At 69.6% G+C, this 22,393-nt stretch carries 17 protein-coding genes; 16 read left to right on the forward strand and 1 reads right to left on the reverse strand.

What is annotated here, in order from left to right:
• Positions 1 to 109 precede the first annotated feature (109 nt).
• From PARN5_RS0113380 to PARN5_RS0113455, 16 genes are all read left to right on the forward strand, one after another.
• A complete protein-coding gene (locus PARN5_RS0113380) occupies positions 110 to 511 on the forward strand; it encodes a hypothetical protein (protein ID WP_018000279.1) in 402 nt (133 codons plus the stop codon).
• A gap of 66 nt (positions 512 to 577) precedes the next feature.
• Positions 578 to 1,543 carry a DUF1775 domain-containing protein gene (locus tag PARN5_RS0113385; protein ID WP_018000280.1) on the forward strand — a complete coding sequence of 322 codons (966 nt, stop codon included), beginning with the start codon at positions 578 to 580 and terminating at the stop codon, positions 1,541 to 1,543.
• Positions 1,530 to 2,150: an SCO family protein gene (locus tag PARN5_RS0113390; protein ID WP_018000281.1), complete on the forward strand. Its 621-nt coding sequence runs from the start codon at positions 1,530 to 1,532 to the stop codon at positions 2,148 to 2,150. Before PARN5_RS0113385 ends, PARN5_RS0113390 begins: the two co-directional genes overlap by 14 nt.
• Before the next feature lie 100 nt (positions 2,151 to 2,250).
• A complete protein-coding gene (locus PARN5_RS0113395) occupies positions 2,251 to 3,429 on the forward strand; it encodes a GAF domain-containing sensor histidine kinase (protein ID WP_018000282.1) in 1,179 nt (392 codons plus the stop codon).
• Positions 3,430 to 3,488: 59 nt separating this feature from the next.
• Positions 3,489 to 4,616, forward strand: coding sequence for an aminodeoxychorismate synthase component I (locus PARN5_RS0113400; protein ID WP_018000283.1), 1,128 nt, complete (start codon positions 3,489 to 3,491; stop codon positions 4,614 to 4,616).
• Complete coding sequence (locus PARN5_RS0113405; RefSeq protein WP_018000284.1) at positions 4,574 to 5,209, forward strand: aminotransferase class IV; 636 nt, start codon at positions 4,574 to 4,576, stop codon at positions 5,207 to 5,209. Before PARN5_RS0113400 ends, PARN5_RS0113405 begins: the two co-directional genes overlap by 43 nt.
• Before the next feature lie 194 nt (positions 5,210 to 5,403).
• Positions 5,404 to 6,456: a quinolinate synthase NadA gene (gene nadA / locus PARN5_RS0113410; protein WP_018000285.1), complete on the forward strand. Its 1,053-nt coding sequence runs from the start codon at positions 5,404 to 5,406 to the stop codon at positions 6,454 to 6,456.
• Positions 6,457 to 6,458: 2 nt separating this feature from the next.
• Positions 6,459 to 8,024, forward strand: a complete 1,566-nt coding sequence (locus PARN5_RS0113415) for an L-aspartate oxidase (RefSeq protein ID WP_036744915.1) — start codon at positions 6,459 to 6,461, stop codon at positions 8,022 to 8,024.
• The gene (gene nadC, locus PARN5_RS0113420; RefSeq protein ID WP_018000287.1) at positions 8,021 to 8,872 is read left to right on the forward strand and encodes a carboxylating nicotinate-nucleotide diphosphorylase; all 852 of its coding nucleotides are present in this window, start codon (positions 8,021 to 8,023) and stop codon (positions 8,870 to 8,872) included. Before PARN5_RS0113415 ends, nadC begins: the two co-directional genes overlap by 4 nt.
• Before the next feature lie 256 nt (positions 8,873 to 9,128).
• The gene (locus PARN5_RS0113425) at positions 9,129 to 11,510 is read left to right on the forward strand and encodes a glycogen/starch/alpha-glucan phosphorylase (RefSeq protein ID WP_232419352.1); all 2,382 of its coding nucleotides are present in this window, start codon (positions 9,129 to 9,131) and stop codon (positions 11,508 to 11,510) included.
• A gap of 30 nt (positions 11,511 to 11,540) precedes the next feature.
• Positions 11,541 to 13,742, forward strand: coding sequence for a 1,4-alpha-glucan branching protein GlgB (gene glgB / locus PARN5_RS0113430; RefSeq protein WP_018000289.1), 2,202 nt, complete (start codon positions 11,541 to 11,543; stop codon positions 13,740 to 13,742).
• 44 nt (positions 13,743 to 13,786) lie between these two features.
• Positions 13,787 to 15,049 (forward strand): glucose-1-phosphate adenylyltransferase, encoded by a 1,263-nt coding sequence (gene glgC, locus PARN5_RS0113435; protein WP_081614970.1) that lies wholly within the window; start codon positions 13,787 to 13,789, stop codon positions 15,047 to 15,049.
• Positions 15,046 to 16,446, forward strand: a complete 1,401-nt coding sequence (gene glgA / locus PARN5_RS0113440) for a glycogen synthase GlgA (RefSeq protein ID WP_018000291.1) — start codon at positions 15,046 to 15,048, stop codon at positions 16,444 to 16,446. The genes glgC and glgA overlap by 4 nt, the downstream gene beginning before the upstream one ends.
• Entirely contained in the window at positions 16,446 to 18,539 is a 2,094-nt protein-coding gene (gene glgX, locus PARN5_RS0113445) for a glycogen debranching protein GlgX (RefSeq protein WP_018000292.1), read from the forward strand. The genes glgA and glgX overlap by 1 nt, the downstream gene beginning before the upstream one ends.
• Positions 18,532 to 20,376 carry a 4-alpha-glucanotransferase gene (locus PARN5_RS0113450; RefSeq protein WP_026155420.1) on the forward strand — a complete coding sequence of 615 codons (1,845 nt, stop codon included), beginning with the start codon at positions 18,532 to 18,534 and terminating at the stop codon, positions 20,374 to 20,376. Before glgX ends, PARN5_RS0113450 begins: the two co-directional genes overlap by 8 nt.
• Complete coding sequence (locus PARN5_RS0113455; protein WP_018000294.1) at positions 20,373 to 22,004, forward strand: alpha-D-glucose phosphate-specific phosphoglucomutase; 1,632 nt, start codon at positions 20,373 to 20,375, stop codon at positions 22,002 to 22,004. Before PARN5_RS0113450 ends, PARN5_RS0113455 begins: the two co-directional genes overlap by 4 nt.
• 21 nt (positions 22,005 to 22,025) lie before the next feature.
• On the opposite strand, the gene PARN5_RS0113460 is transcribed toward PARN5_RS0113455, so the two are convergent.
• The gene (locus PARN5_RS0113460; RefSeq protein ID WP_018000295.1) at positions 22,026 to 22,364 is read right to left on the reverse strand and encodes a carboxymuconolactone decarboxylase family protein; all 339 of its coding nucleotides are present in this window, start codon (positions 22,362 to 22,364) and stop codon (positions 22,026 to 22,028) included.
• Positions 22,365 to 22,393 lie beyond the last annotated feature (29 nt).

Below are 22,393 nucleotides of genomic sequence, written 5' to 3' on the forward strand. Positions count from 1 at the left end.
CAAGGCGCGGCAGGCTCAAGCCGGGCGGGGGGCTGTGGCATATTGTCCCTTTCCCGGCGCGGGGTTTTCTGCCATCCCCAGGGGACAGGACCGCTTTCGCACAGGAACCATGATCCCCAGGGCCCGGCATCGCCAAGGCAGCATCACCCGCCGACTGACGGTCTGGCTGGCCGTGCTGCCGTTCCTGCTGGCCTCGCTGATCGTGCCGGGCAACATGCTTGCCCGCGATGCCGCCGGCGGCGTGACCGTCGTGCTCTGCGCGGGCGGCGACATGGTCGAGATGGTCATGGCCGCCGATGGCAGCGTCAAGCCGGCGCAATCCCCGGACAGCGACCAGCATCCCTGCCACTGGGCGCCGCACAACCAGCCGCTGTTGCAGGCCGCGCCGACAGGCGCCCTGCCGCCAATGCCGCCGCCGCATCGCATGGCGCGGGCGGCGGAACGGCCCGGGCATCTGCATCACGCGGCGGTGCGCGCCGCCCCGGCCCGGGCGCCGCCTCGCCTCGTCTGACCGACACCGCAGACCGACCTGCCGCCGCCCATGCGGCGCGGCCAACCCTGTCAGACGAGAATCATCATGCAAAACCATATCCTTGGCGCCCTTTGTGCCGCGACCCTGGGCCTTGCCGCCGCGCCGGCCCTGGCCCATGCCACGCTGGAAGCCGCCGAGACTCCGGCCGGCGCCGCCTATCGCGCGGTCATCCGCATCGGCCATGGCTGCGACGGCCAAGCCACCCAGACGCTGCGGGTGGACCTGCCCGAAGGCTTCTACAACGCCAAGCCGATGCCCAAGGCCGGCTGGACGCTGGAAACCGTCAAGGGCGCCTATGCCCAGCCCTTCGACAACCACGGCACGCCGATGGCCGAGGGCACGCGCCAGGTGGTCTGGTCGGGCGGCGACCTGCAGGACGACTGGTATGACGAATTCGTCATCCGCGGCACCGTCGGCAAGGACGTGGCACCGGGCACGGTGCTGTATTTCCCGACCGTGCAGGAATGCGCCTCGGCCAAGGCGGACTGGACCGATGTCTCGGGCAACGAGGAACTGCCCAACCCCGCGCCCGCGGTCACGGTGACCAAGGCCAAGGCCGGCGGCCACGGTCATGCCCCGGCCCCCGCGCCCGTGGTGCTGGGCACGCTGGAGATCAGCGGCGCCTATGCCCGCGCGACGCCGCCCGGCGCGCCCGTCGGCGGCGCATTCCTGACCATCGCCAACAGCGGTGCCGAGGACCGGCTGGTCGCCGTCCGCGCCCCCGAGATCAGCGACGATGCCCAGATCCACGAAATGGCGATGCAGGGCGAGGTGATGCAGATGCGCGCGCTGCCCGACGGGCTGACCATCCCCGCCGGCGGCACGGTCGAGTTGAAACCCGGCGGCTATCACATCATGTTCATGGATCTGAAGAAGCCGCTGGCCGAGGGCGCGACCCTGGCGGTCACGCTGGAATTCGAAAAGGCCGGTCCGGTCGAACTGCCGATGACGGTGGGTCCAATGGGCTCGGGCAAGCATGATGCGAAAGGAGGCGGACATGGCGGACACTGATCGCGGCGGATCGCTGCGCAAGCTGCGCTATGCGCTCTGGGCGCTGGTGGTGGTGGCGCTGGGGATCGTGGGCTGGACGCAGGTCGTCTCGCCCCGGCTGACGCAGCTCTCGGACACCGGCACCGCCGCCCTGGGGCGCGGTGACTATCGCCTGCAGGCGACCGACGGCAGCGAATTCAGCCAGGCGGCGCTGAAGGGCAAAGCTTCGGCGGTGTTCTTCGGCTTCACCCATTGCCCGGATGTCTGCCCGACCACCCTGGGCGATGTCACCGGCTGGCGCGAGGAGCTGGGTGCGGACGCCGACAAGCTGCGGGTGTTCTTCGTCACCGTCGACCCCGAGCGCGACTCGGTCGAGACGCTGCGCGACTATGTCTCCTGGGCGCCGGGGGTGATCGGCGTCTCGGGCAGCCCGGAGGAGGTCGCCAAGGCGGTCAAGGCCTTCCGCATCTATGCCCGCAAGGTGCCACAAGAGGGCGGCGGCTACAGCATGGACCATTCCTCGACCATGCTGCTCTTCGATGATCAGGGCGAATATGCCGGGCTGATCGGCTATCGCGAGGATCCCGAGCGCGCCATGGCTAGCCTGCGCGCGCTGCTCAAGGGCTGAGTCTCGGCGCCGGGGCTGCCCCGGCGCCGATCCTGCCGATTTCGCGTGACGGCGCCTTGCCGGCGCTCTAGCCTCCGCCTGTTGGGTCAGGAGAGATGACGTGCCGGTGCGTGTTGAGGATTGGGCGGCCGAGGTCGCGGACATCGCCGCCATCGACGAGATTCTCGAGGTCATCTGCCAGATCACCGGGCTGGGCGTCGTCGCGGTGGCGCATGTGACCCGCGAACGCTGGATGGCCTGCAATGCCCGCGACCGGATCGGCTTCGGCCTGGCGTCCGGCACCGAGCTGCCGCTGGCGCAGACCTTTTGCCAGGGCGTCTGCGCGACCGGCGATGCGGTGATCTTCGACGATGCGCCGAACGACCCGGTCTATTCCACGCACCCGCTGCCGGGGCAATACGGCATCGTCAGCTATATCTCGGTGCCGATCACCCTGCCGGACGGCGTCGTCTTCGGCACGCTCTGCGGCTTCGACGCCCGGCCCAACCGGCTGCGCGACAGCGCCGTGCCCGGCCTGTTCGGGCTCTTCGCCCAGCTCATCGCTCGCCATATCGAGGATCGCCGCGCGCTGCGGGCCAGCCGGCAGGAGCTGGCCGAAACGCGCGAGACCGCCCGGCTGCGCGAGCAATTCCTGGCCGTGCTGGGCCACGACCTGCGCAATCCGCTGGCGGCGTTGCGGGCCGGCACCAATATCCTGGGCCGTGGCGAGCTGGAGGACGAGCAGCGCGAGCTGGTCGATGCCATGCGCCAGACCACCGAGCGCATGGCCCAACTGGTCGAGAATCTGCTGGACCTGGCGCGCGGCCGGCTGGCCGACGGCATCCGCATCGATCCGGCCAGCGACGTGCCGCTGACCCGGACGCTGGGCGCGGTGCTGGACGAGATCGCCCGCGCCCATCCCGAGCGCCGGATCGAGACCGACCTGCACATTGCGGCCGAGCCCGCGGTCGACCCCCTGCGCTTTGCGCAGATGTTTTCCAACCTGCTCGGCAATGCGGTGACGCATGGCTGCCCCGACGCGCCGATCCGGGTCAGCGCCGCCAGCCGGGCCGGCCGGTTCGAGCTTTCGGTCGCGAATGGCGGCCAGCCGATCCCGGCCGAGGCGCAGGAGCGGCTGTTCCAGCCCTATTTCCGCCAGGCCGGCGCGGCGCATGGCGGGCTGGGGCTGGGGCTCTATATCGCCGCGCAGATCGCGCAGGCGCATGGCGGGTCGCTGAGCGTGCAGTCGTCCGAGGCCGAGACGCGCTTCACCTTCTCGATGCCGCTCGCCTCCGGCTGATGCCCATTGTTCGCGGGCCGGCCGCCGTGCTAATCCGCGCCGCGAGAACGGAGGCGGGTGTGATCCTTTGCGAATTCGGACCCGGCGGTCAGCCGGCGCTGTTCCGGCAGCCGCGCGAACTGGTGCTGGTCGAGCGGCCCGAGGCGGTGGCGCCGGCGCTCGCCCGGCTCGAGGCGCTGCGCCGGCAGGGCGCCTGGATCGCGGGCTATCTGTCCTATGAGCTGGGCTATGCGCTGGAGCCGGTGCTGGCCGAGGCCATGCCGCCCGCGCGGCGCACGCCGCTGATGGCCTTTGCCGCCTATGACGGGCCCGAGCCGGCGCCGGCCGCGCCCGAATTCGACGGCGTCGAGCTTTCGTCGATAAGCCCGATGATTTCCCGGCAGGATTACCGCAAGGCCTTTGCGCGCACGCTGGACTATATCGCGGCCGGCGACTGCTATCAGATCAACCTGACCTTTCCCTTGCAGGCGCAGCTGCGGCATGGCTCGGCCTGGCAGCTGCACGCGGCGCTGGCGGCGCGCCAGCCGGTCGGCTATGGCGCCTATCTGGACATGGGCAGCGGGCCGGTCGTGGTCTCGCGCTCGCCCGAGCTGTTCTTCGCCCTCGACGCGCAGGGCCGGATCGAGGCGCGGCCGATGAAGGGCACGGCGCCGCGCGACCCCGACCCGGCGCGCGATGCGGCGCTGGCGGCGGGGCTCGCGGGTTCGGAAAAGAACCGGGCCGAGAACCTGATGATCGTGGACCTGCTGCGCAACGACATCGCCCGGATCTCGCGCGTGGGCTCGGTCCGGGTGCCCGAGCTTTTCGCCGTGGACAGCTTCGCCACCGTGCATCAGATGAGTTCGCGCGTGGTGGGCCAGCTTGCGCAGCCGGCCGATCTGGGCGCGATGATGCGGGCGCTGTTTCCCTGCGGCTCGATCACCGGCGCGCCCAAGATCCGTGCCATGCAGATCATCCGCGAGGTCGAGCCTTTCCCGCGCGGCGTCTATTGCGGCGCGATCGGCTGGATGGCGCCCGATGGCGCGGCCGGCTTCTCGGTCGCGATCCGCACGCTGTCGGTTTGGCCCGACGGCGCGGTGACGCTGAACGTGGGCGGCGGCGTGGTGCAGGATTCGACCGCCGATGGCGAATGGGAGGAGGCGCTGTGGAAAGCCCGTTACGCGCAGGATCTGACGACCCGGAGCTGAGGCTGATCGAGACCGCGCTGTGGGACGGCGCCGGCTGTCCCCGGCTGGCCGGGCACCTGGCACGGCTGGCGCGGGGTGCACGGGCGCTGGGTTGGCCCTGCGATGCCGAGGCCGCCCGCGCGGCGCTGACCGGCCCGGAGGGCCAGCCCGCCCGGCTGCGGCTGACGCTGGACCGCGCGGGCCGCGTCGCGGTGACGCAGGCCGCGCTGCCGCCTTCGCCGCCGCTGTGGCGCCTGGCGCTGGCGGGGGCACGGCTGGACGCGGAGGATCCCTGGCTACGGCTCAAGACCACGCGGCGGGCGCATTACGACGCCGCCCGCGCGGCGCTGCCGCCGGGCATCCATGAGGCGATCTTCCTGAACCAGCGCGGCGAGGTCTGCGACGGCACCATCACCACGGTCTTCTTCGATCGGGGCGAGGGGCTCTGCACGCCGCCGCTGGCCTCGGGCCTGCTCGACGGCGTGCTGCGGGCCGAGATGCTGGGGCAAGGCGCCTGCCGCGAGGAGCTGCTGGCGGGCGACGACCTGCCGCGTGTGCGGCTGTGGGTCGGCAATGCGCTGCGCGGGCTGAAGCCGGCCACCTGGGCCGGCTGACCGCCTGTCGGTTTTCCGGGCAATGCGTCCGGGAAAATCGTGCCGGCCGGGCCGGGGCGGCCGGCAATGCCGTTGCCCCAGCGTCATGCTTCCTTTAGGAACCCCGAATCACGGCCCCCGGGGCTCTGGCATCAGGGTCCGGCAGCACTATATCGGGGGAGCGTTGCGACGCGGGCAGAGCCGGGGGGACCATCATGCTCGATCTGACGACCATTCGGGGCGAGCTTGCCGCCTGTTACGACCTCGAGCCCTCGCTGGAGCTCGCGCAGTCGATGGCCGACATCCATGCCCGCATGGGCCGGGTTATGCCCTGGCCGGACTGGGCGATCCACGCCCCCTATGTCCGCGCCATCAATGCGCTGAAGAAGCAGCGCAATGCCGTGGTTCTGGCGCATAACTACATGACGCCGCAGATCTATCACGGGATTTCCGACGTGGTGGGCGACAGCCTGCACCTGGCGATCAAGGCGACCGAGGTCGAGGCCGACATCATCGTGCAATGCGGCGTGCATTTCATGGCCGAGACCTCGAAGATCCTGAACCCGGAAAAGACCGTGCTGATGCCGGACATGGAGGCGGGCTGCTCGCTGGCCGAAAGCATCACCGCCGCGGGCATCGCCGAGATGCGCGCGCGCTATCCGGGCGCGCCGGTGGTGAGCTACGTCAACACCACCGCCGAGGTGAAGGCCGCCTCCGACATCTGCTGCACCAGCGCGAATGCGGTGCAGATCGTTTCGGCGCTGGAGGGCGATACGGTCATCATGACGCCCGACAAGTGGCTGGCGCAGAACGTGGCGAACAAGGTCAAGAACAAGCGCGTGGTCTGGTGGGACGGCGCCTGCATCGTGCATGAGCAGTTCACGGCGCAGGACCTGCGCGATTTCCGCGACTGGAACCCGGGGCTGAAGATCATCGCCCATCCCGAATGCCCGCCCGAGGTGGTGGCCGAGGCGGATTACGCCGGCTCGACCGCGAATATCCAGGACTGGGTGACGGCCGAGCAGCCGAAGCAGGTCATGCTGGTGACGGAATGCTCGATGGCCTCGAACATCTCGGACGCGAATCCGGGGGTCGAGTTCCTGGGGCCGTGCAATATGTGTCCCTATATGCAGAAGATCACCCTGGAAAAGGTGCTGTGGTCGCTGCATTCCATGAGTGGCGTGGTCGAGGTTGACCCGGCCGTCGCCGAACCGGCCCGCCGCGCCGTGCAGCGCATGATCGACCTGTCGCGCAGGCTGGCCGCGTGAGCATCCCCACGCTTGCCACGGGGCGCGTGGTCATCGTCGGCGCGGGGCTCGGCGCGCTTTACGCGGCGCTGAAGCTGGCGCCGCGGCCGGTGCTGATGATCTCGCCCGAGGTGCTGGGGCAGGGCGCAAGCTCGGCCTGGGCGCAGGGCGGTGTGGCGGCGGCGATGGACCCGGCCGACTCGGCCGAGGCCCATGCCCGCGACACCTTGCGCGCCGGTGCGGGCACCGTGGATGCGCATGTCGCGCGGCTCGTCACCGAAGAGGCGCGCGCGCATATCCTGGACCTGACCCGGCTCGGCACGCCCTTCGACCGCAAGCCGGATGGCGGCTATGTCATGTCGCGCGAGGCGGCGCACAGCTTTGCCCGCGTGGTCCGGGTGCGCGGCGACCAGGCCGGGGCCGAGATCATGCGGGCGCTGGTCGCCCAGGTGCGCGAGACGCCCTCGGTGCAGGTGCTGGAGGGGGTGATGGCCACCGGGTTGCGGGTCGAGGCGGGCCGCGTGGCGGGGGTCGAGGTGACGCAGGCCGGGCCGCAGGGCTCGGCGCCGGTGCTGATCCGGGCGCCGGCGGTGCTGCTGGCCGGCGGCGGCTCGGGCGGGCTTTACGCGCTGACCACCAACCCGCCGCGCATCCGCGGCCAGGTGATCGGCATGGCGGCGCGGGCGGGCGCGGTGATCGCCGATGCGGAATTCGTGCAGTTCCACCCGACCGCCATCGACTGCGGCGAGGATCCGGCGCCGCTGGCGACCGAAGCCTTGCGGGGCGAAGGTGCGCATCTGGTCAACCGCTTGGGCGAACGCTTCATGCTGGCGCTGCATCCCGATGCGGAACTGGCGCCGCGCGACGTGGTGGCGCGCGCCATCTATGCCCAGACGCAAGCCGGGCTGCGGCCGGCGCTGGACACGCGCACCTGTCTGGGGGACCGCATCCTGACCGAGTTTCCGGCCGTGGCGGGGGCCTGCGCCCGGGCGGGGATCGACCCCACCCGGTCCCAGATCCCGGTGGCGGCCGCCGCGCATTACCACATGGGCGGGGTGGCGGTGGACGCGGATGGCCGGGCCAGCCTGCCGGGCCTGTGGGTCTGCGGCGAGGCCTCCTCGACCGGGCTGCATGGCGCGAACCGGCTGGCCTCGAACGGGCTGCTGGAGGCGCTGGTCTATGCCCGCCGCTGCGCGCTGGCGATCGAGGCGGTGCTGCCCGAGGCCCAGGATGCCGCGCTGGTGGTGCTGCCCGACCTCGCCCCCGCGCCGGTGCCCGACCCGGTGCTGGTCGCCCGGCTGCGCCAGGCCATGACGGCGGGCGCCGGCGTCGTTCGCGATGCCGAGGGCCTGAGCCGCTGCCTGCGCGAGATCGCCGCCATCGAGGCCGCCCAGCCCGATTGCCCGGCTCTGCTCAACATGACGGCGACGGCGACCCTGATCGCCGCTGCCGCGCTGATGCGGCGCGAAAGCCGGGGCGCGCATTGCCGCAGCGACTTTCCGCAGACCGACGCCACGCCCCGCCGCTCGCGCCTGACGCTTTCCGAGGCGCTGGCGATCCGCGCCCGCCTTGAACCGGAGACGACATGACCGCGATGCCCCCGCTGCCCGACCTGGTCCTGGAACCGCTGATCCGCGCCGCCTTGGCCGAGGATCTGGGCACCTATGGCGACATCACCACCCGCACCGTGATCCCCGCCGGCACCAACTACACCGCCCGCATCGTCGCGCGCGAGCCGGGCGTCGCCTCGGGGATGCAGCTGGCGGCCATCGCCTTCCGGCTGGTCGATCCGTCCCTGCAATTCCGCGCCCTGGTCGCGGATGGCGCGCGTTTCGACAAGGGCGCCGTGCTGGCCGAGATCGCGGGCGAGGCGGCCTCGATCCTGTCGGGCGAGCGGGTGGCGCTGAACTTTGCCGGTCGGCTGACCGGCATCGCCACGATGACGGCCGAGTTCGTGGCCGCGACCAGGGGCACGAAAGCCCGCATCACCTGCACCCGCAAGACCACGCCGGGCCTGCGGCTGGTGGAAAAGCAGGCGGTGCTGCATGGCGGCGGCTTCAACCACCGTTTCAGCCTGTCGGACGCCATCCTCATCAAGGACAACCACATCGCGGCGGCGGGCGGCATCCGGCCGGTGCTGGCGGCGGTCAAGGCTCGCGCCTCGCATATGATGCGGGTCGAGATCGAGGTCGACCGCCTCGACCAGCTGGCCGAGGTGCTGGCCGAGGGCGGCGCCGATGTCGTGCTCTTGGACAACATGGACACGCCGACGCTGGCCGAGGCGGTGGCGATGAATGCGGGCCGGCTGGTGCTGGAGGCCTCGGGCAATATGCGACTCGGCCGGGTGGCCGAGGTGGCGGCGACCGGGGTGGATTACATCTCGGTCGGGGCGCTGACGCATTCTGCCCGCACGCTGGACCTGGGGCTGGATTTCTGACCGGAAATCCGGCGCGCCGGGAATTTCCTGCATTGCCTTTTGTTTACCGGACAAACCTCGGGTGATTTCGCTGCGGCGGCCAATCCGGCGGCGGAAAATCCGCTGACGCAGCCATGTCACGCCGGCCAGAAATCCGGTTAACGCTAACATTTTTCCTTGCGCGGGTTGCGCTCGCCGGTGCTTTAAGCAGACTTGGCTTGGGGCGCCGGCGCGTGCCGGCGTCGTGATTTTTGACAGGTAGCGAATGGCCAAGGATATGCCCACCACCGAATTCCGCGATGCGATCCTGCGGCATCTGACCTATACGCTGGGCAAGGATCCCGAGCATGCGCAGGTCTTCGACTGGCGGCTGGCGCTGAGCCATGCGGTGCGCGACCGCATCGTCGACCGCTGGATGGCATCGACCCGCCGCACCTATCGCGCCGATCCGAAGCGGGTCTATTACCTGTCGATGGAATTCCTGATCGGCCGGCTGCTCGAGGACAATATCGCCAACCTGCAACTGGCCGACCAGGCCCGGGCCGCGATCGAGGGCTTCGGGCTGAACTGGGACGAGGTCCTGCGCGACGAGCCCGACGCGGCGCTGGGGAACGGCGGGTTGGGCCGGCTGGCCGCCTGCTTCATGGAATCGCTCGCGACGCTGGGCTGCCCGGCCTATGGCTATGGCATCCGCTACGAGAACGGGCTGTTCCGGCAAAGCTTCGTCGACGGCCGCCAGCACGAGGCGCCCGAGGACTGGCTGCGCCAGCCGAACGTCTGGGAGTTCGAGCGTCCCGAATCCCGCTTTACCCTGGGCTTCGGCGGCGAGGTCGTGACCCGCGACGGCAAGGCGCTGTGGCAGCCCGAGGATTTCGTCCAGGCCGAGGCCTTCGACACGCCGGTCGTCGGCTGGAAGGGCGACTGGGCCAATACGCTGCGGCTCTGGGCCGGGCGGGCGGTCGATCCCTTCGACCTGGCGCGCTTCAACGCCGGCGATTTCGCGGCTGCGGCCGAGGCCGAGGCGCTGGCCCGCACCATCTCGCGCGTGCTCTACCCCGAGGATTCGACCGAAAAGGGCAAGCGGCTGCGGCTGACGCAGGAATATTTCTTCTCGGCCGCCTCGATCCGCGACATCCTGCGCCGGTTCGAACAGGACCATACCGACCTGCGCCTGCTGCCGCAGCGCGTGGCGATCCAGATGAACGACACCCATCCGGCGGTCGCCGCGCCGGAACTGGTGCGCATCCTGCATGACGAACGCGGCCTGCCCTTCGACGAGGCGGTCGCGATCACCCGCGGCTGCGTCAACTATACCAACCACACCCTGCTGCCCGAGGCGCTGGAAAGCTGGGGCGAGGCGCTGTTCGCCAGCCTGCTGCCGCGCCACCTGCAGATCATCGACCGCATCGACGAGGCGGACGCCAAGGCCCATCCCGACCGCAGGAATGCCGCGCGCAGCGACGGCAAGGTGCGGATGGGCGAGCTGTCCTTCATCATGTCGAACCGGGTGAACGGGGTTTCCGCGCTGCATACCGGGCTGATGAAGACCACGGTCTTTGCCGACCAGAACCGGATCTGGCCCGACCGCATCGTGAACGAGACGAACGGCGTCACCCCGCGCCGCTGGCTGCACAGCTGCAACCCGCGCCTGTCGCGGCTGATCACCCAAAGCATCGGCGAGGGCTGGATCGCCGATCTCGAGCAGCTGTCGCGGCTGGAGCCGCTGGTCGAGGATGCCGACTGGCTGGCGCGCTTCGCCCGGGTCAAGGCCGACAACAAGGCCGATCTTTGCGACTGGGTGGCGCGCGAGCACGGGCTGATGCTGAACCCCGAGGCGATCTTCGACATCCAGATCAAGCGCATCCATGAATACAAGCGCCAGCACCTGAACATCCTGGAAGCCATCGCGCTGTGGCAGGAAATGCGCGAGAACCCGTCCTCGGACTGGACGCCGCGGGTCAAGATCTTTGGCGGCAAGGCGGCGCCGGGCTATTTCTTCGCCAAGGACATCATCCGGCTGATCAACGACGTGGCCGCCGTCATCAACGCCGATGCGGCGACGAACGGCAAGTTGCAGGTGATCTATCTGCCGAACTACAACGTCACCCTGGCCGAGCGGCTGATCCCGACGGCGGACCTGTCGGAACAGATCTCGACCGCCGGGAAAGAGGCCTCGGGCACCGGCAACATGAAGCTGGCGCTGAACGGCGCGGTGACCATCGGCACGCTGGACGGCGCCAATGTCGAGATCCGCGAGCGGGTCGGGGCGCGGAATTTCTTCCTGTTCGGCCTGACCGCCGAAGAGGCCGAGGCGCGCCGCACCGTCCCCGACCATGCCGCCAAGGCGGTGGCGGGCGATCCGCGCCTGTCGCGCGCCATCGAGGCGATCCGCAGCGGCACCTTCAGCCCGGGCGAGCCCGACCGCTATGCCGGGATCGTGCAGAACCTGACGCAATCGGACTATTTCCTCGTCGCCTCGGATTTCGCCGATTACTGGCGGGCGCAGCGCGAGGTCGATTTCGCCTATGCCGACCGCGAGGGCTGGGCGCGGATGGCGGCCTGGAACATGACGCGCTCGGGCTGGTTCTCGTCCGACCGCACGATCCGGGGCTACATGCAGGACATCTGGGGCGCGCGAAGCCTGCTCGGCCAGGACTGACATCGGCGGCGCCACGCGAAGGGGGATACCATGGCAGCGAGCGACCCGGAGATTGTGGCGGACAGGGCGGTCCTGGACCGGATCGTGCAGGGCCGCTTTGACGACCCCTTCGCCGTGCTCGGCCCGCACCAGCGCGGCCGCGTCCGGCATGTCACCGCCTTCGACCCCGGCGCCACCGAGATGGCCGCCATGGTCGAGGGCAAGGCGCATCCGCTGCCGCCGCTTGAAGGCTGGCCGGGGCTGTTTTCCGGCAAGGTGCCCGGCGCCAAGCCCTATCTGCTGCGCGGCCGCAGCCCGGGCCAGGAATGGCTGGTCGAGGATGCCTATCGCTTCGGCCCGGTGCTGGGCGAGATGGACGAATATCTGCTGGGCGAGGGCACGCATCACCGGCTCTGGACCGTGCTTGGCGCGCATGTGATCACGCATGAGGGCGTGGCCGGCACGCATTTCGCGGTCTGGGCGCCGAATGCGCGCCGCGTCTCGCTGATCGGGGACTTCAACGCCTGGGACGGCCGGCGCCATGTCATGCGTCGGCGCGGCGCCACCGGCGTCTGGGAAATTTTCATGCCGCACCTGGGCGAGGGCACCGCCTATAAATACGAGATCATGGGCGCCTATGGCGGGTTGGCGCAAAAGGCCGATCCGGTCGGCTTCGGCGCGCAGCACCCGCCGGCCACGGCCTCGGTCGTGCGCGACATCTCGGGCTATGGCTGGTCGGATGGCGGCTGGATGGGCACGCGGGCCGAGGCGCAGCGCCGCGACCGGCCGATCAGCATCTATGAGGTGCATCTGGGCAGTTGGCGGCGCAAGGACGGCGGCCGGCCGATCTCGTATCGCGAGGCGGCGGTCGAACTGGTCGAATACGCCCGCGACATGGGCTTCACCCATATCGAGTTGCTGCCGATCAGCGAATATCCCTTTGACGGTTCCTGGGGCTATCAGCCGGTGGGGCTGTTCGCGCCGACGATCCGCTTCGGCCCGCCGCACGAGTTCCGCGACCTGGTGAACGCGGCGCACAAGGCGGGGCTGGGCGTGATCCTCGACTGGGTGCCCGGGCATTTCCCGACCGATCCGCACGGGCTGGCGCGGTTCGACGGCACCGCGCTTTACGAGCACGCCGACCCGCGCGAGGGCTTTCACCAGGACTGGAACACGCTGATCTACAATTACGGCCGCGCCGAGGTGATGAATTACCTGACCGCCAATGCCTTGTATTGGCTGCAGGAATATCACGTCGACGGGCTGCGGGTCGATGCGGTCGCCTCGATGCTCTATCGCGACTATTCCCGCGCCGAGGGCGAGTGGGTTCCGAACAAGCACGGCGGGCGCGAGAATTACGAAGCCATCGCCATGCTGCAAGAGATGAACCGCCTGACCTATGGCGAGGCGCCGGGCATCATGACGGTGGCCGAGGAATCGACCTCCTATCCCAAGGTCTCGGCGCCGGTGCATGACGGCGGCCTGGGCTTCGGCTTCAAGTGGAACATGGGCTGGATGAACGACACGCTGGACTACATGGGCCGCGATCCGGTCCATCGCCGGCACCATCACCACCAGATGACCTTCGGCCTGCATTACGCCTTTTCCGAGAATTTCATCCTGCCGATCAGCCATGACGAGGTGGTGCATGGCAAGGGCTCGATGCTGGCCAAGATGCCCGGCAGCGCATGGGAGAAATTCGCCAACCTGCGCGCCTATTACGGCTTCATGTGGGGCCATCCGGGCAAGAAGCTCTTGTTCATGGGCCAGGAATTCGCCCAGGGCGCGGAATGGAACCACGATGCCGAAATCGACTGGGCCTGCCTGGGCAATCCGCTGCATTACGGCATGCAGGGCTTCGTCCGCGACCTGAACCGGCTTTATGCCGCGACGCCGGCGCTTTATGCCCGGGATTGCGACGGCGCCGGCTTCCAGTGGATCGAGGCGAATGACGCCGACCATTCCGTCTATGCCTGGATCCGGCGCGGCAACCCGGGCGATCCCGAGGTGGTGGTCGCCTGCAACTTCACCCCGATCGAGCGCCCGGCCTATGTCTTGGGCTTTCCGCAGCCCGGGGCCTGGCGCGAGGCGCTGAACAGCGACGGCGAAAGCTATGGCGGCGGCGGTCGCGGCAACCTGGGCCGCATCATCGCGCGACCCGGCGACAGCCATGGCCAGCCGGCCCATGCCGCGGTGGTGCTGCCGCCGCTTTCCACCGTGATCTTCATCAAGGACGACCAGACGAGCGATTGACGATTTCACGCCCGGTCCTGGCCGGGCATCAGGGAGGGATTGATATGGCACCGCGTGAGGAAAGGCTTTCCAGAAGGACCATGGCCTTCGTGCTGGCCGGAGGGCGCGGCTCGCGCCTGCGGGAATTGACCGACCGCCGCGTCAAGCCCGCCGTCTATTTCGGCGGCAAGTCGCGCATCATCGACTTCGCGCTGTCGAACGCGCTGAACTCGGGCATCCGCAAGATGGCGCTGGCCACGCAATACAAGGCCCACAGCCTGATCCGCCATGTCCAGCGCGGCTGGAACTTCTTTCGCGCCGAGCGCAACGAATTCCTCGACATCCTGCCCGCCTCGCAGCGCTATGACGAATCGATGTGGTATCGCGGCACGGCCGATGCGGTGGCGCAGAACATCGACATCATCGACAGCTACGGCGTCGATTACGTGCTGATCCTGGCCGGCGACCATATCTACAAGATGGATTACGAGCTGATGATCCGCCACCACGTCCAGGCGCGGGCGGATGTCACCATCGGCTGCCTGACCGTGCCGCGGGCCGAAGCCTCGGCCTTTGGCGTCATGGCGATCGACGAAAACGACGTCGTCACCAGCTTCCTGGAAAAGCCCGCCGATCCTCCGGGCACGCCCGACGATCCGAATGTGACGCTGGCCTCGATGGGGATCTATGTCTTCCGCTGGGACTTCCTGCGCGACCTCCTGATCCGCGACATGCAGGATGAAAACTCCAGCCACGATTTCGGCAACGACCTGATCCCGGCCATCGTCAAGGGCGGCAAGGCGCAGGCGCATCGCTTTTCGGACAGCTGCGTGCGGTCGCCGGGCGAGCCGGTCTATTGGCGCGACGTGGGCACGGTCGATGCCTTCTGGCGCGCCAATATCGACCTGACCGACTTCAACCCGGAACTGAACCTGTGGGACCGCGACTGGCCGATCTGGACCTATTCCGAGGTGGTGCCGCCGGCGAAGTTCATCCATGACGAGCCCGACCGCCGCGGCAGCGCCGTCAGCTCGCTGGTCTCGGGCGGCTGCATCATCTCGGGAACCGAGATCCGGCAGTCGCTGCTGTTCACGCAGGTCCACACCAATTCCTATGCCAGCCTGGAAGGCGCGGTGGTGCTGCCCTATGCCAATGTCGCGCGGCATGCGCGGCTGACCAATGTGGTCATTGACCGCGGCGTCAGAATCCCCGAAGGCCTGATCGTCGGCGAAGACCCCGAGGAAGACGCGAAATGGTTCCGCGTGTCCGAAGGCGGCGTCACGCTGATCACGCAGGATATGCTGGATCGAAGGGAAGCGTCTTCATGAGGGTTCTGTCCGTCGCCTCGGAATGCGTGCCGCTGGTCAAGACCGGCGGGCTGGCCGATGTTGCCGGCGCGCTGCCGGCCGCTCTGGCCGGGCAGGGCGTCGAGATGCGGACGATCCTGCCCGGCTATCCGGCCGTGCTGGCGGCGCAAGCCGCAGCCGAGCCTCTGCGCCAGATCCCGGACCTGTTCGGCGGCCCGGCGCGCATCCTGCGCGGCACCTTGGGCAAGACGGTGCTTTACCTGCTGGATGCGCCGCATCTCTATGCCCGCGACGGCACGATCTACCTTGGCCCCGACGGCAAGGACTGGTCCGACAACCCGCAGCGCTTTGCGGCGCTGGACCGCGCCGCCGCGCTGATCGCCGCCGAGGGGGTCGAGGGCTGGCGCCCGCAGATCCTGCACCTGCACGACTGGCAGGCCGGGCTGACCCCGGTCTATCTGCGCCAGCTGGGCGCGGCCGAGGTGAAGACGCTGCTGACCATCCACAACATCGCCTTCCAGGGCATCGCGCCGGCGCATCTCTTGGGCGCGCTGCAACTGCCGGCGCATCTGTTCAACCCGCAGGGCTTCGAATACTGGGGCAAGATCTCGGCGCTGAAGGCGGGGATCGTCTTTGCCGACAAGGTCTCGACCGTCAGCCCGACCTATGCCGAGGAACTGCTGACGCCCTCCTTCGGCATGGGGCTGGAGGGCGTGCTGGCGGATCGGGCCGGCGATTTCACCGGCATCCTGAACGGCATCGACCTGGAGGCCTGGAAGCCGCCCTATGACGATCCTTCGGCCAAGGCGCCGCTGCGCCGGGCGCTGCGCAAGGAATTCGGCCTGCCCGAGGCGGACGGGCCGCTTTGCGTGGTGATCTCGCGCCTGACCGGGCAGAAGGGGCTGGACCTGCTGCTGGAGGCGCTGCCGACGCTGCTGGACTGCGGCGGGCAGCTCGCGGTGCTGGGCTCGGGCGACTCGGCGCTGGAATCGGCCTTTCGCGCCGCGGCCGAGCGCTATCCCGGCGTCGGCCTGCGGCTGGGCTATGACGAGGCGCTGGCCCATCGCATGATCGCCGGCGGCGACGCGATCCTGGTGCCCTCGCGGTTCGAGCCCTGCGGGCTGACCCAGCTTTACGGCCTGCGCTTCGGCACGCTGCCGGTGGTGTCGCTGACCGGCGGGCTGGCCGATACGGTCATCAACGCCTCGGCCGCCGGGCTGGCGGCGGGGGTGGCGACCGGGCTGCAATTCCATCCCGTCGAAGCCGCCGCCCTGTCCCGCGCGCTGCGCCGGCTGTGCGAATTGTGGCGCCAGCCCCGGGTCTGGAGCCGCATGGCGAATGCCGCCATGGCGCAGCCGGTGGGCTGGGACGCCTCGGCCGCCGCCTATGCCGAACTCTTCAGGACCATGATCCGCTGATGCCGAACCTGCGGATCCTGGCCGGACGCGCCGACCCCTTGGGCGCGACCTTCGACGGCGAGGGCGTGAACTTCGCCGTCTTTTCGCAACATGCCACGCGGGTGACGCTGTGCCTGTTCGGCGCCGACGGCCGGACCGAGGCGCATCGGCTGGACCTGCCGGAACGCGACGGCGACGTCTGGCACGGCTATGTCCCGGGCCTGCGCCCCGGCCAGCTTTACGGGCTGCGCGCCGACGGCCCCTATGCGCCGGCCGAGGGGCACCGCTTCAACTATCACAAGCTGCTGATCGACCCCTATGCCAAGCGGCTGACCCGGCACCCGGTTTGGCACGACGCGCTGATGGGCTACACGGTCGGCGCGGCGGAAAGCGACCTCAGCTTCGACAAGCGCGATAGCGCCCGCCACATGCCGCGCTGCGTGGTCGAGGATCCGGCGTTTTCCTGGGGCACCGACCAGCCGCCGCGCCACGACATCGCCGACACCGTGATCTACGAGGCGCATGTCAAGGGCTTGACCCAGGCGCATCCCGACGTGCCCCATCGCGGCAGCTTCCTGGGCCTCGCCTCGGACCCGGTGATCGAGCATCTGCAACGCCTGGGCATCACCGCGCTGGAGCTTCTGCCGGCGCAGGCCTTCCTGAACGACCGCTTCCTGGTGGAAAAGGGGCTGGTGAACTATTGGGGCTACCAGACGCTGGGCTTCTTCGCCCCCGATCCGCGCTATCTGGCCAAGGGCCAGATCGCCGAGTTCCAGCACATGGTCGCCCGGATGCATGCCGCCGGCATCGAGGTCATCATGGATGTGGTCTATAACCACACCGGCGAGGGCAACGAGATGGGCCCGACGCTGAGCTTCCGCGGCCTCGACAACCGCAGCTATTACCGGCTGCAAGAAGATCCGCGCTATTACATCGACGACACCGGCACCGGCAACACGCTGAACGTCAACCACCCGATGGTCTTGCGCATGGTCATGGATTCCTTGCGCTATTGGGTCGAGGTCATGCATGTGGACGGCTTCCGCTTCGACCTTTGCGCGACGCTGGGCCGGCGGGCGCGGGGCGGCTTCGACCGCAGCGCCTCGTTCTTCGACGCGATCCGGCAGGATCCGGTGCTGACGCGGGTAAAGCTGATCGCCGAGCCCTGGGACATCGGGCCGGGCGGCTATCAGCTGGGCGGCTTCCCGCCGCCCTTCCTGGAGTGGAATGACAAGTATCGCGACGGCATCCGCCGCTTCTGGCGCGGCGATGCGCGGCAGGTGCCCGAGCTGGCCGACCGCATGGCGGGCTCGGCGGTGCAGTTCGACCATTCCGGGCGGCCGGCGACCAGTTCGGTGAACTTCCTGACCGCGCATGACGGCTTCACGCTGATGGATGTGGTCAGCTACGCCGCCAAGCACAACGAGGCCAATGGCGAGGAGAACCGCGACGGCCATTCCGAGAATTTCTCGGACAATATGGGCGTCGAGGGCGCGAGCGACGATCCCGCCATCCTGGAGGCCCGCGCCCGGCGGCGGCGCGCCATGCTGGCGACGCTGCTCTTGTCGCAGGGCACGCCGATGCTGCTGGCCGGCGACGAGCTCGGCAACAGCCAGCAGGGCAACAACAACGCCTATTGCCAGGACAATGCAATCGGCTGGGTCGACTGGGACGCGGCGGACCAGGGTTTCCTGGACTTCACCGCCCGGCTGATCGCCTTTCGCCGCGCCCATCCGATCCTGCGGCAGAAGCGCTTCCTGCATTCGCGCACCCGGCTGGTCGACGGCCTGCCCGACCTGTTCTGGCTGCGCCCCGATGGCGAGGAGATGACCCCCGCCGACTGGGGCAACCCCGAGCTGCGCGTGCTTTGCGCCGAGCTGCGCATCGCCGCCGGCACCCCGGAATATGCGCAACGCGAAGAGGCGATCTTCCTGGTCTTCAACAATGGCGAGGCGCTGGACCTGGTGCCGCCCGATCCCCCGACGGGCTGGCGCTGGCGGCTGCATCTGGACAGCAGCCGCCCCGGCCTGGTGCCGCAGGTGGCCGGGCGCGGGCCGATGCGCATCGACGGGCATTGCGTGCTGGCCTTCGACCTCGAGCGCGACGATGACTGACGCGCGGCTGCAACTCGCGGCCCGCATGGGCGTGCTGCCGGGCTTTCACGACCTGACCGGCCAATGGCGCGAGACCTCGGTCGAAAGCGCCGTCGCGCTGCTGGCCGCCATGGGCCTGTCGGTCCCCAGCGCGCCCGAGGCGCAGGCGGCGCTGGAGGCCCATGCCGACCTGCTGCCGCAGGACGTGATCTGCGAGGCCGGGGCGGCGCCCGACCTCGCCCCCGCCGCATGGCAGCTGACCTTCGAGGACGGCGCCCAGCTTGAAGGCGGCGGCGCCTTGCCCGCGCTGCCGCTGGGCATCCACCGCCTCCAGGCGGAGGGCCGCGCCTTCACCCTGCTGGCGGCGCCGCCGCGCCTGCCGGAACCGGCGCGGCGCTGGGGGCTGGTCGCGCCGCTTTACGGGCTCTCGGCCAGCGGCATCGGCAGCTATGACGACCTCGGCCGGCTGGCGGCCGGCATGGCGGGGCAGGGCGCGGCTTTCCTGGGCATCAACCCGGTCCATGCCGGTTTCCCGACCGTGCCCTGGCTATTCAGCCCCTATACGCCCTCGCATCGCCGGCGGCTGAACGTGATCCATATCGCGGCGGGGCAGGGCACGCCCGGTCCGTTGGTCGATTACGCCCGCGACATTCCCGCCCGCATGGCGGCGCTGCGGGCCGAGTTCGCGGCCTTCCCGGGCGATCCCGGCTTCGACGCCTGGCAGGCGGCCGAGGGCGAAAGCCTGCACCGCTTTGCCCTGCACCAGGCGCTGTCCGAGCGCTTCGGCGCCTTCTGGAGTGACTGGCCGGCGGCGCATGTCTCGCCCGACACGCCGGCCTCGCTGGCGGCGCGGGCGGAACTGGCCGGCGAGATGCGCTTTCACGCCTGGCTGCAATGGCGCGCCGAGACCGCCCTCGCGGCGGCGGGCCGGGCGGCGCGGGACGCGGGCATGGCGCATGGGCTTTATCTGGACCTCGCCGTCGGCACGCATCCCTTCGGCGCCGAGACCTGGGAGGATCGCGCCAGCTTCGCCTTCGGCGCCTCGCTCGGCGCGCCGCCGGATGCGTTTTCGGCCGATGGCCAGAACTGGGGGCTGGCGCCCTTCAGCCCGCTGGGGCTGCGCGCGCAGGCCTATGCGCCGCTGGCCCAGACGCTGCGGCGCCAGTTGCAATTCGCCGGCGCCCTGCGCATCGACCATATCCTGGGCTTCGAGCGCGCCTATTGGGTGCCCGAGGCCGCGCCCGGCGCCTATGTCGCCATGCCGCGCGACGCCATGCTGGCGGTGGTGCGCATCGAGGCCGCCCGCGCCGGGGCCGTCATCGTCGGCGAGGACCTGGGCAATATCCCCGAGGGGCTGCGCGCCGCGCTGGCCGGCTCGGGCGTGCTTGGCTGCCGCGTGGCGATGTTCGAGCGCGAGGGTTGGCAGCCGCCCCGCTTCCGCCCGGCCGAAGCCTATGACCGCGACGCCATCGCCAGCTTCTCGACCCATGACCTGCCGACCTGGCGCGGTTGGCGCCAGGGCTGCGACATCGCCGCCCGCGCCCGGCTTTCGGACGCCGACCCGGCGCCGCAACTGGCCGAGCGTGCCGAAGAGGTGGCGGGCTTCGACGCGCTGCTGCCCGCGCCGGACATGGATGCGCTGCACGGCTTCCTGGCCCGCACGCCATCGCGGCTGGTGGCGGTGCAGGCCGAGGTGCTGCTGGACCTGACCGCGCAGCCGAACCTGCCCGGCACCACGACGGAATATCCGAACTGGCAATTGCGCCTGCCGGTGGCGGCGGCGGATTTCGCCGCCTTGCCGGCCGTCGCCCGAACTGCCAGCATCATGCGCGACAACGGACGTCAGGAGGGATCATGAGCGTTCAGACAGTGCCGACCAAGCCCATCGAGGGCCAGAAGCCGGGCACCTCGGGCCTGCGCAAGAAGACCCCGGTCTTCATGCAGCCGCATTACCTGGAGAATTTCGTCCAGGCGATCTGGAACGGCACCGGCGGTGCCGAGGGCAAGACCTATGTGCTGGGCGGCGACGGCCGCTATTTCAACGACCGCGCCGCGCAGGTGATCCTGCGCATGGCGGCGGCCTCGGGGGCGAAAAAGGTGATCGTCGGGCAGGGCGCGCTGCTTTCGACCCCGGCCGCCTCGAACCTGATCCGCCAGCGTGGAGCGGACGGCGGCATCATCATGTCGGCCAGCCACAACCCCGGCGGCCCGGACGAGGATTTCGGCGTCAAATACAACATGGCGAACGGCGGCCCCGCGCCCGAGGGCGTGACCGAGAAGATCTTCGAGGCGACGAAGACGCTGAGCGAATACAAGATCTTCGAGGCGCAGGACGTGGACCTGTCGCAACCCGGCACGACCGCGCTGGGCGGGATGGAGATCGAGGTGGTCGACCCGGTCGCCGATTACGCCGCGCTGATGCGCGAGATCTTCGACTTCGCCAAGATCCGGGCGCTGTTCGCCGGCGGCTTCCGGCTGCGGTTCGACGCCATGCATGCCGTGACCGGCCCCTATGCCAAGGCGATCCTGGAGGGGGAACTGGGCGCGGCGCCGGGCTCGGTGGTGAATGCGGTGCCGCAGCCCGATTTCGGCGGCGGCCATCCCGACCCGAACCCGATCTGGGCCAAGCCGCTGATGGACGAGATGTTCGGGCCGGGCGCGCCCGATTTCGGCGCTGCCTCGGACGGCGATGGCGACCGCAACATGATCGTTGGCCGGAACTGCTATGTCACGCCCTCGGACAGCCTGGCGGTGCTGGCGGCGAATGCGACGCTGGTCCCGGCCTATGCCGGCGGGCTGAAGGGCGTGGCGCGGTCGATGCCGACCTCGCGCGCGCTGGACCGGGTGGCCGAATCCCTGGGCATCGCCTGCTACGAGACGCCGACCGGCTGGAAGTTCTTCGGCAACCTGCTGGATGCCGGCAAGGCGACGCTCTGCGGCGAGGAAAGCGCCGGCACCGGCTCGGACCATGTGCGGGAAAAGGACGGGCTCTGGGCGGTGCTGTTCTGGCTGAACCTGCTGGCCGAGCGCAAGCAGCCGGTGGCCGAGATCATGGCCGACCATTGGGCGAAATTCGGCCGCAACTACTATTCCCGCCACGATTACGAGGCAGTGGATGCGGCGGCCGCGAACGGGCTGGTCGATGCCTTGCGCGCGCGCCTGGCCGATCTGCCCGGCCGGACCGTCGCGGGCCTGCGCATCGAGGCGGCGGACGAATTCGCCTATGACGACCCGGTCGATGGCTCGCGCACCGAGCGCCAGGGCCTGCGCATCATGACCGAGGGCGGTGGCCGCATCGTGCTGCGCCTGTCCGGCACCGGCACCGAGGGCGCGACCCTGCGCGTCTATCTGGAGCGGGTCGAGACCGACCCGGCCCGGATGCAGGACGACCCGCAGCAGGCGCTGGCGGCGATCATCCGGCTGGCCGACGAGATTGCAGGCATCCGCGCCCGCACCGGCCGGGCCGAGCCCGACGTCATCACCTGAGACCGGCGGCGGCGGGCCGCATCACCCCGCCGCCAGCTCGTCCCAGCAGGCCAGGGCATGGGCGGCATACATGACGCCCGGCCCGCCGCTCATCTGCACGGCCATGGCGATCACGTCGGAAAACTCCTCGCGCGTGGCGCCGGCCTTCATCAGCGCCTCGACATGGAACAGGATGCAGGGTTCGCAGCGCTGCACCACGGCCATGCCGACCGCGATCATCTCCTTGACCTTGACCTCCAGCGCGCCGCTGTCGTGGACGGCTTTCGACAGGGCGCCGAAGCCCTTCATGGCATCGGGAATCGCCTTGTTCATCACCCGCAATTCGGCGCGCATATCGTCGATTTTGGCCTGGTAGACCATGCTTGCTCTCCTTTGTTGCCACGGCAGGC

The organism is Paracoccus sp. N5, assembly GCF_000371965.1.
Lineage (GTDB): Bacteria > Pseudomonadota > Alphaproteobacteria > Rhodobacterales > Rhodobacteraceae > Paracoccus.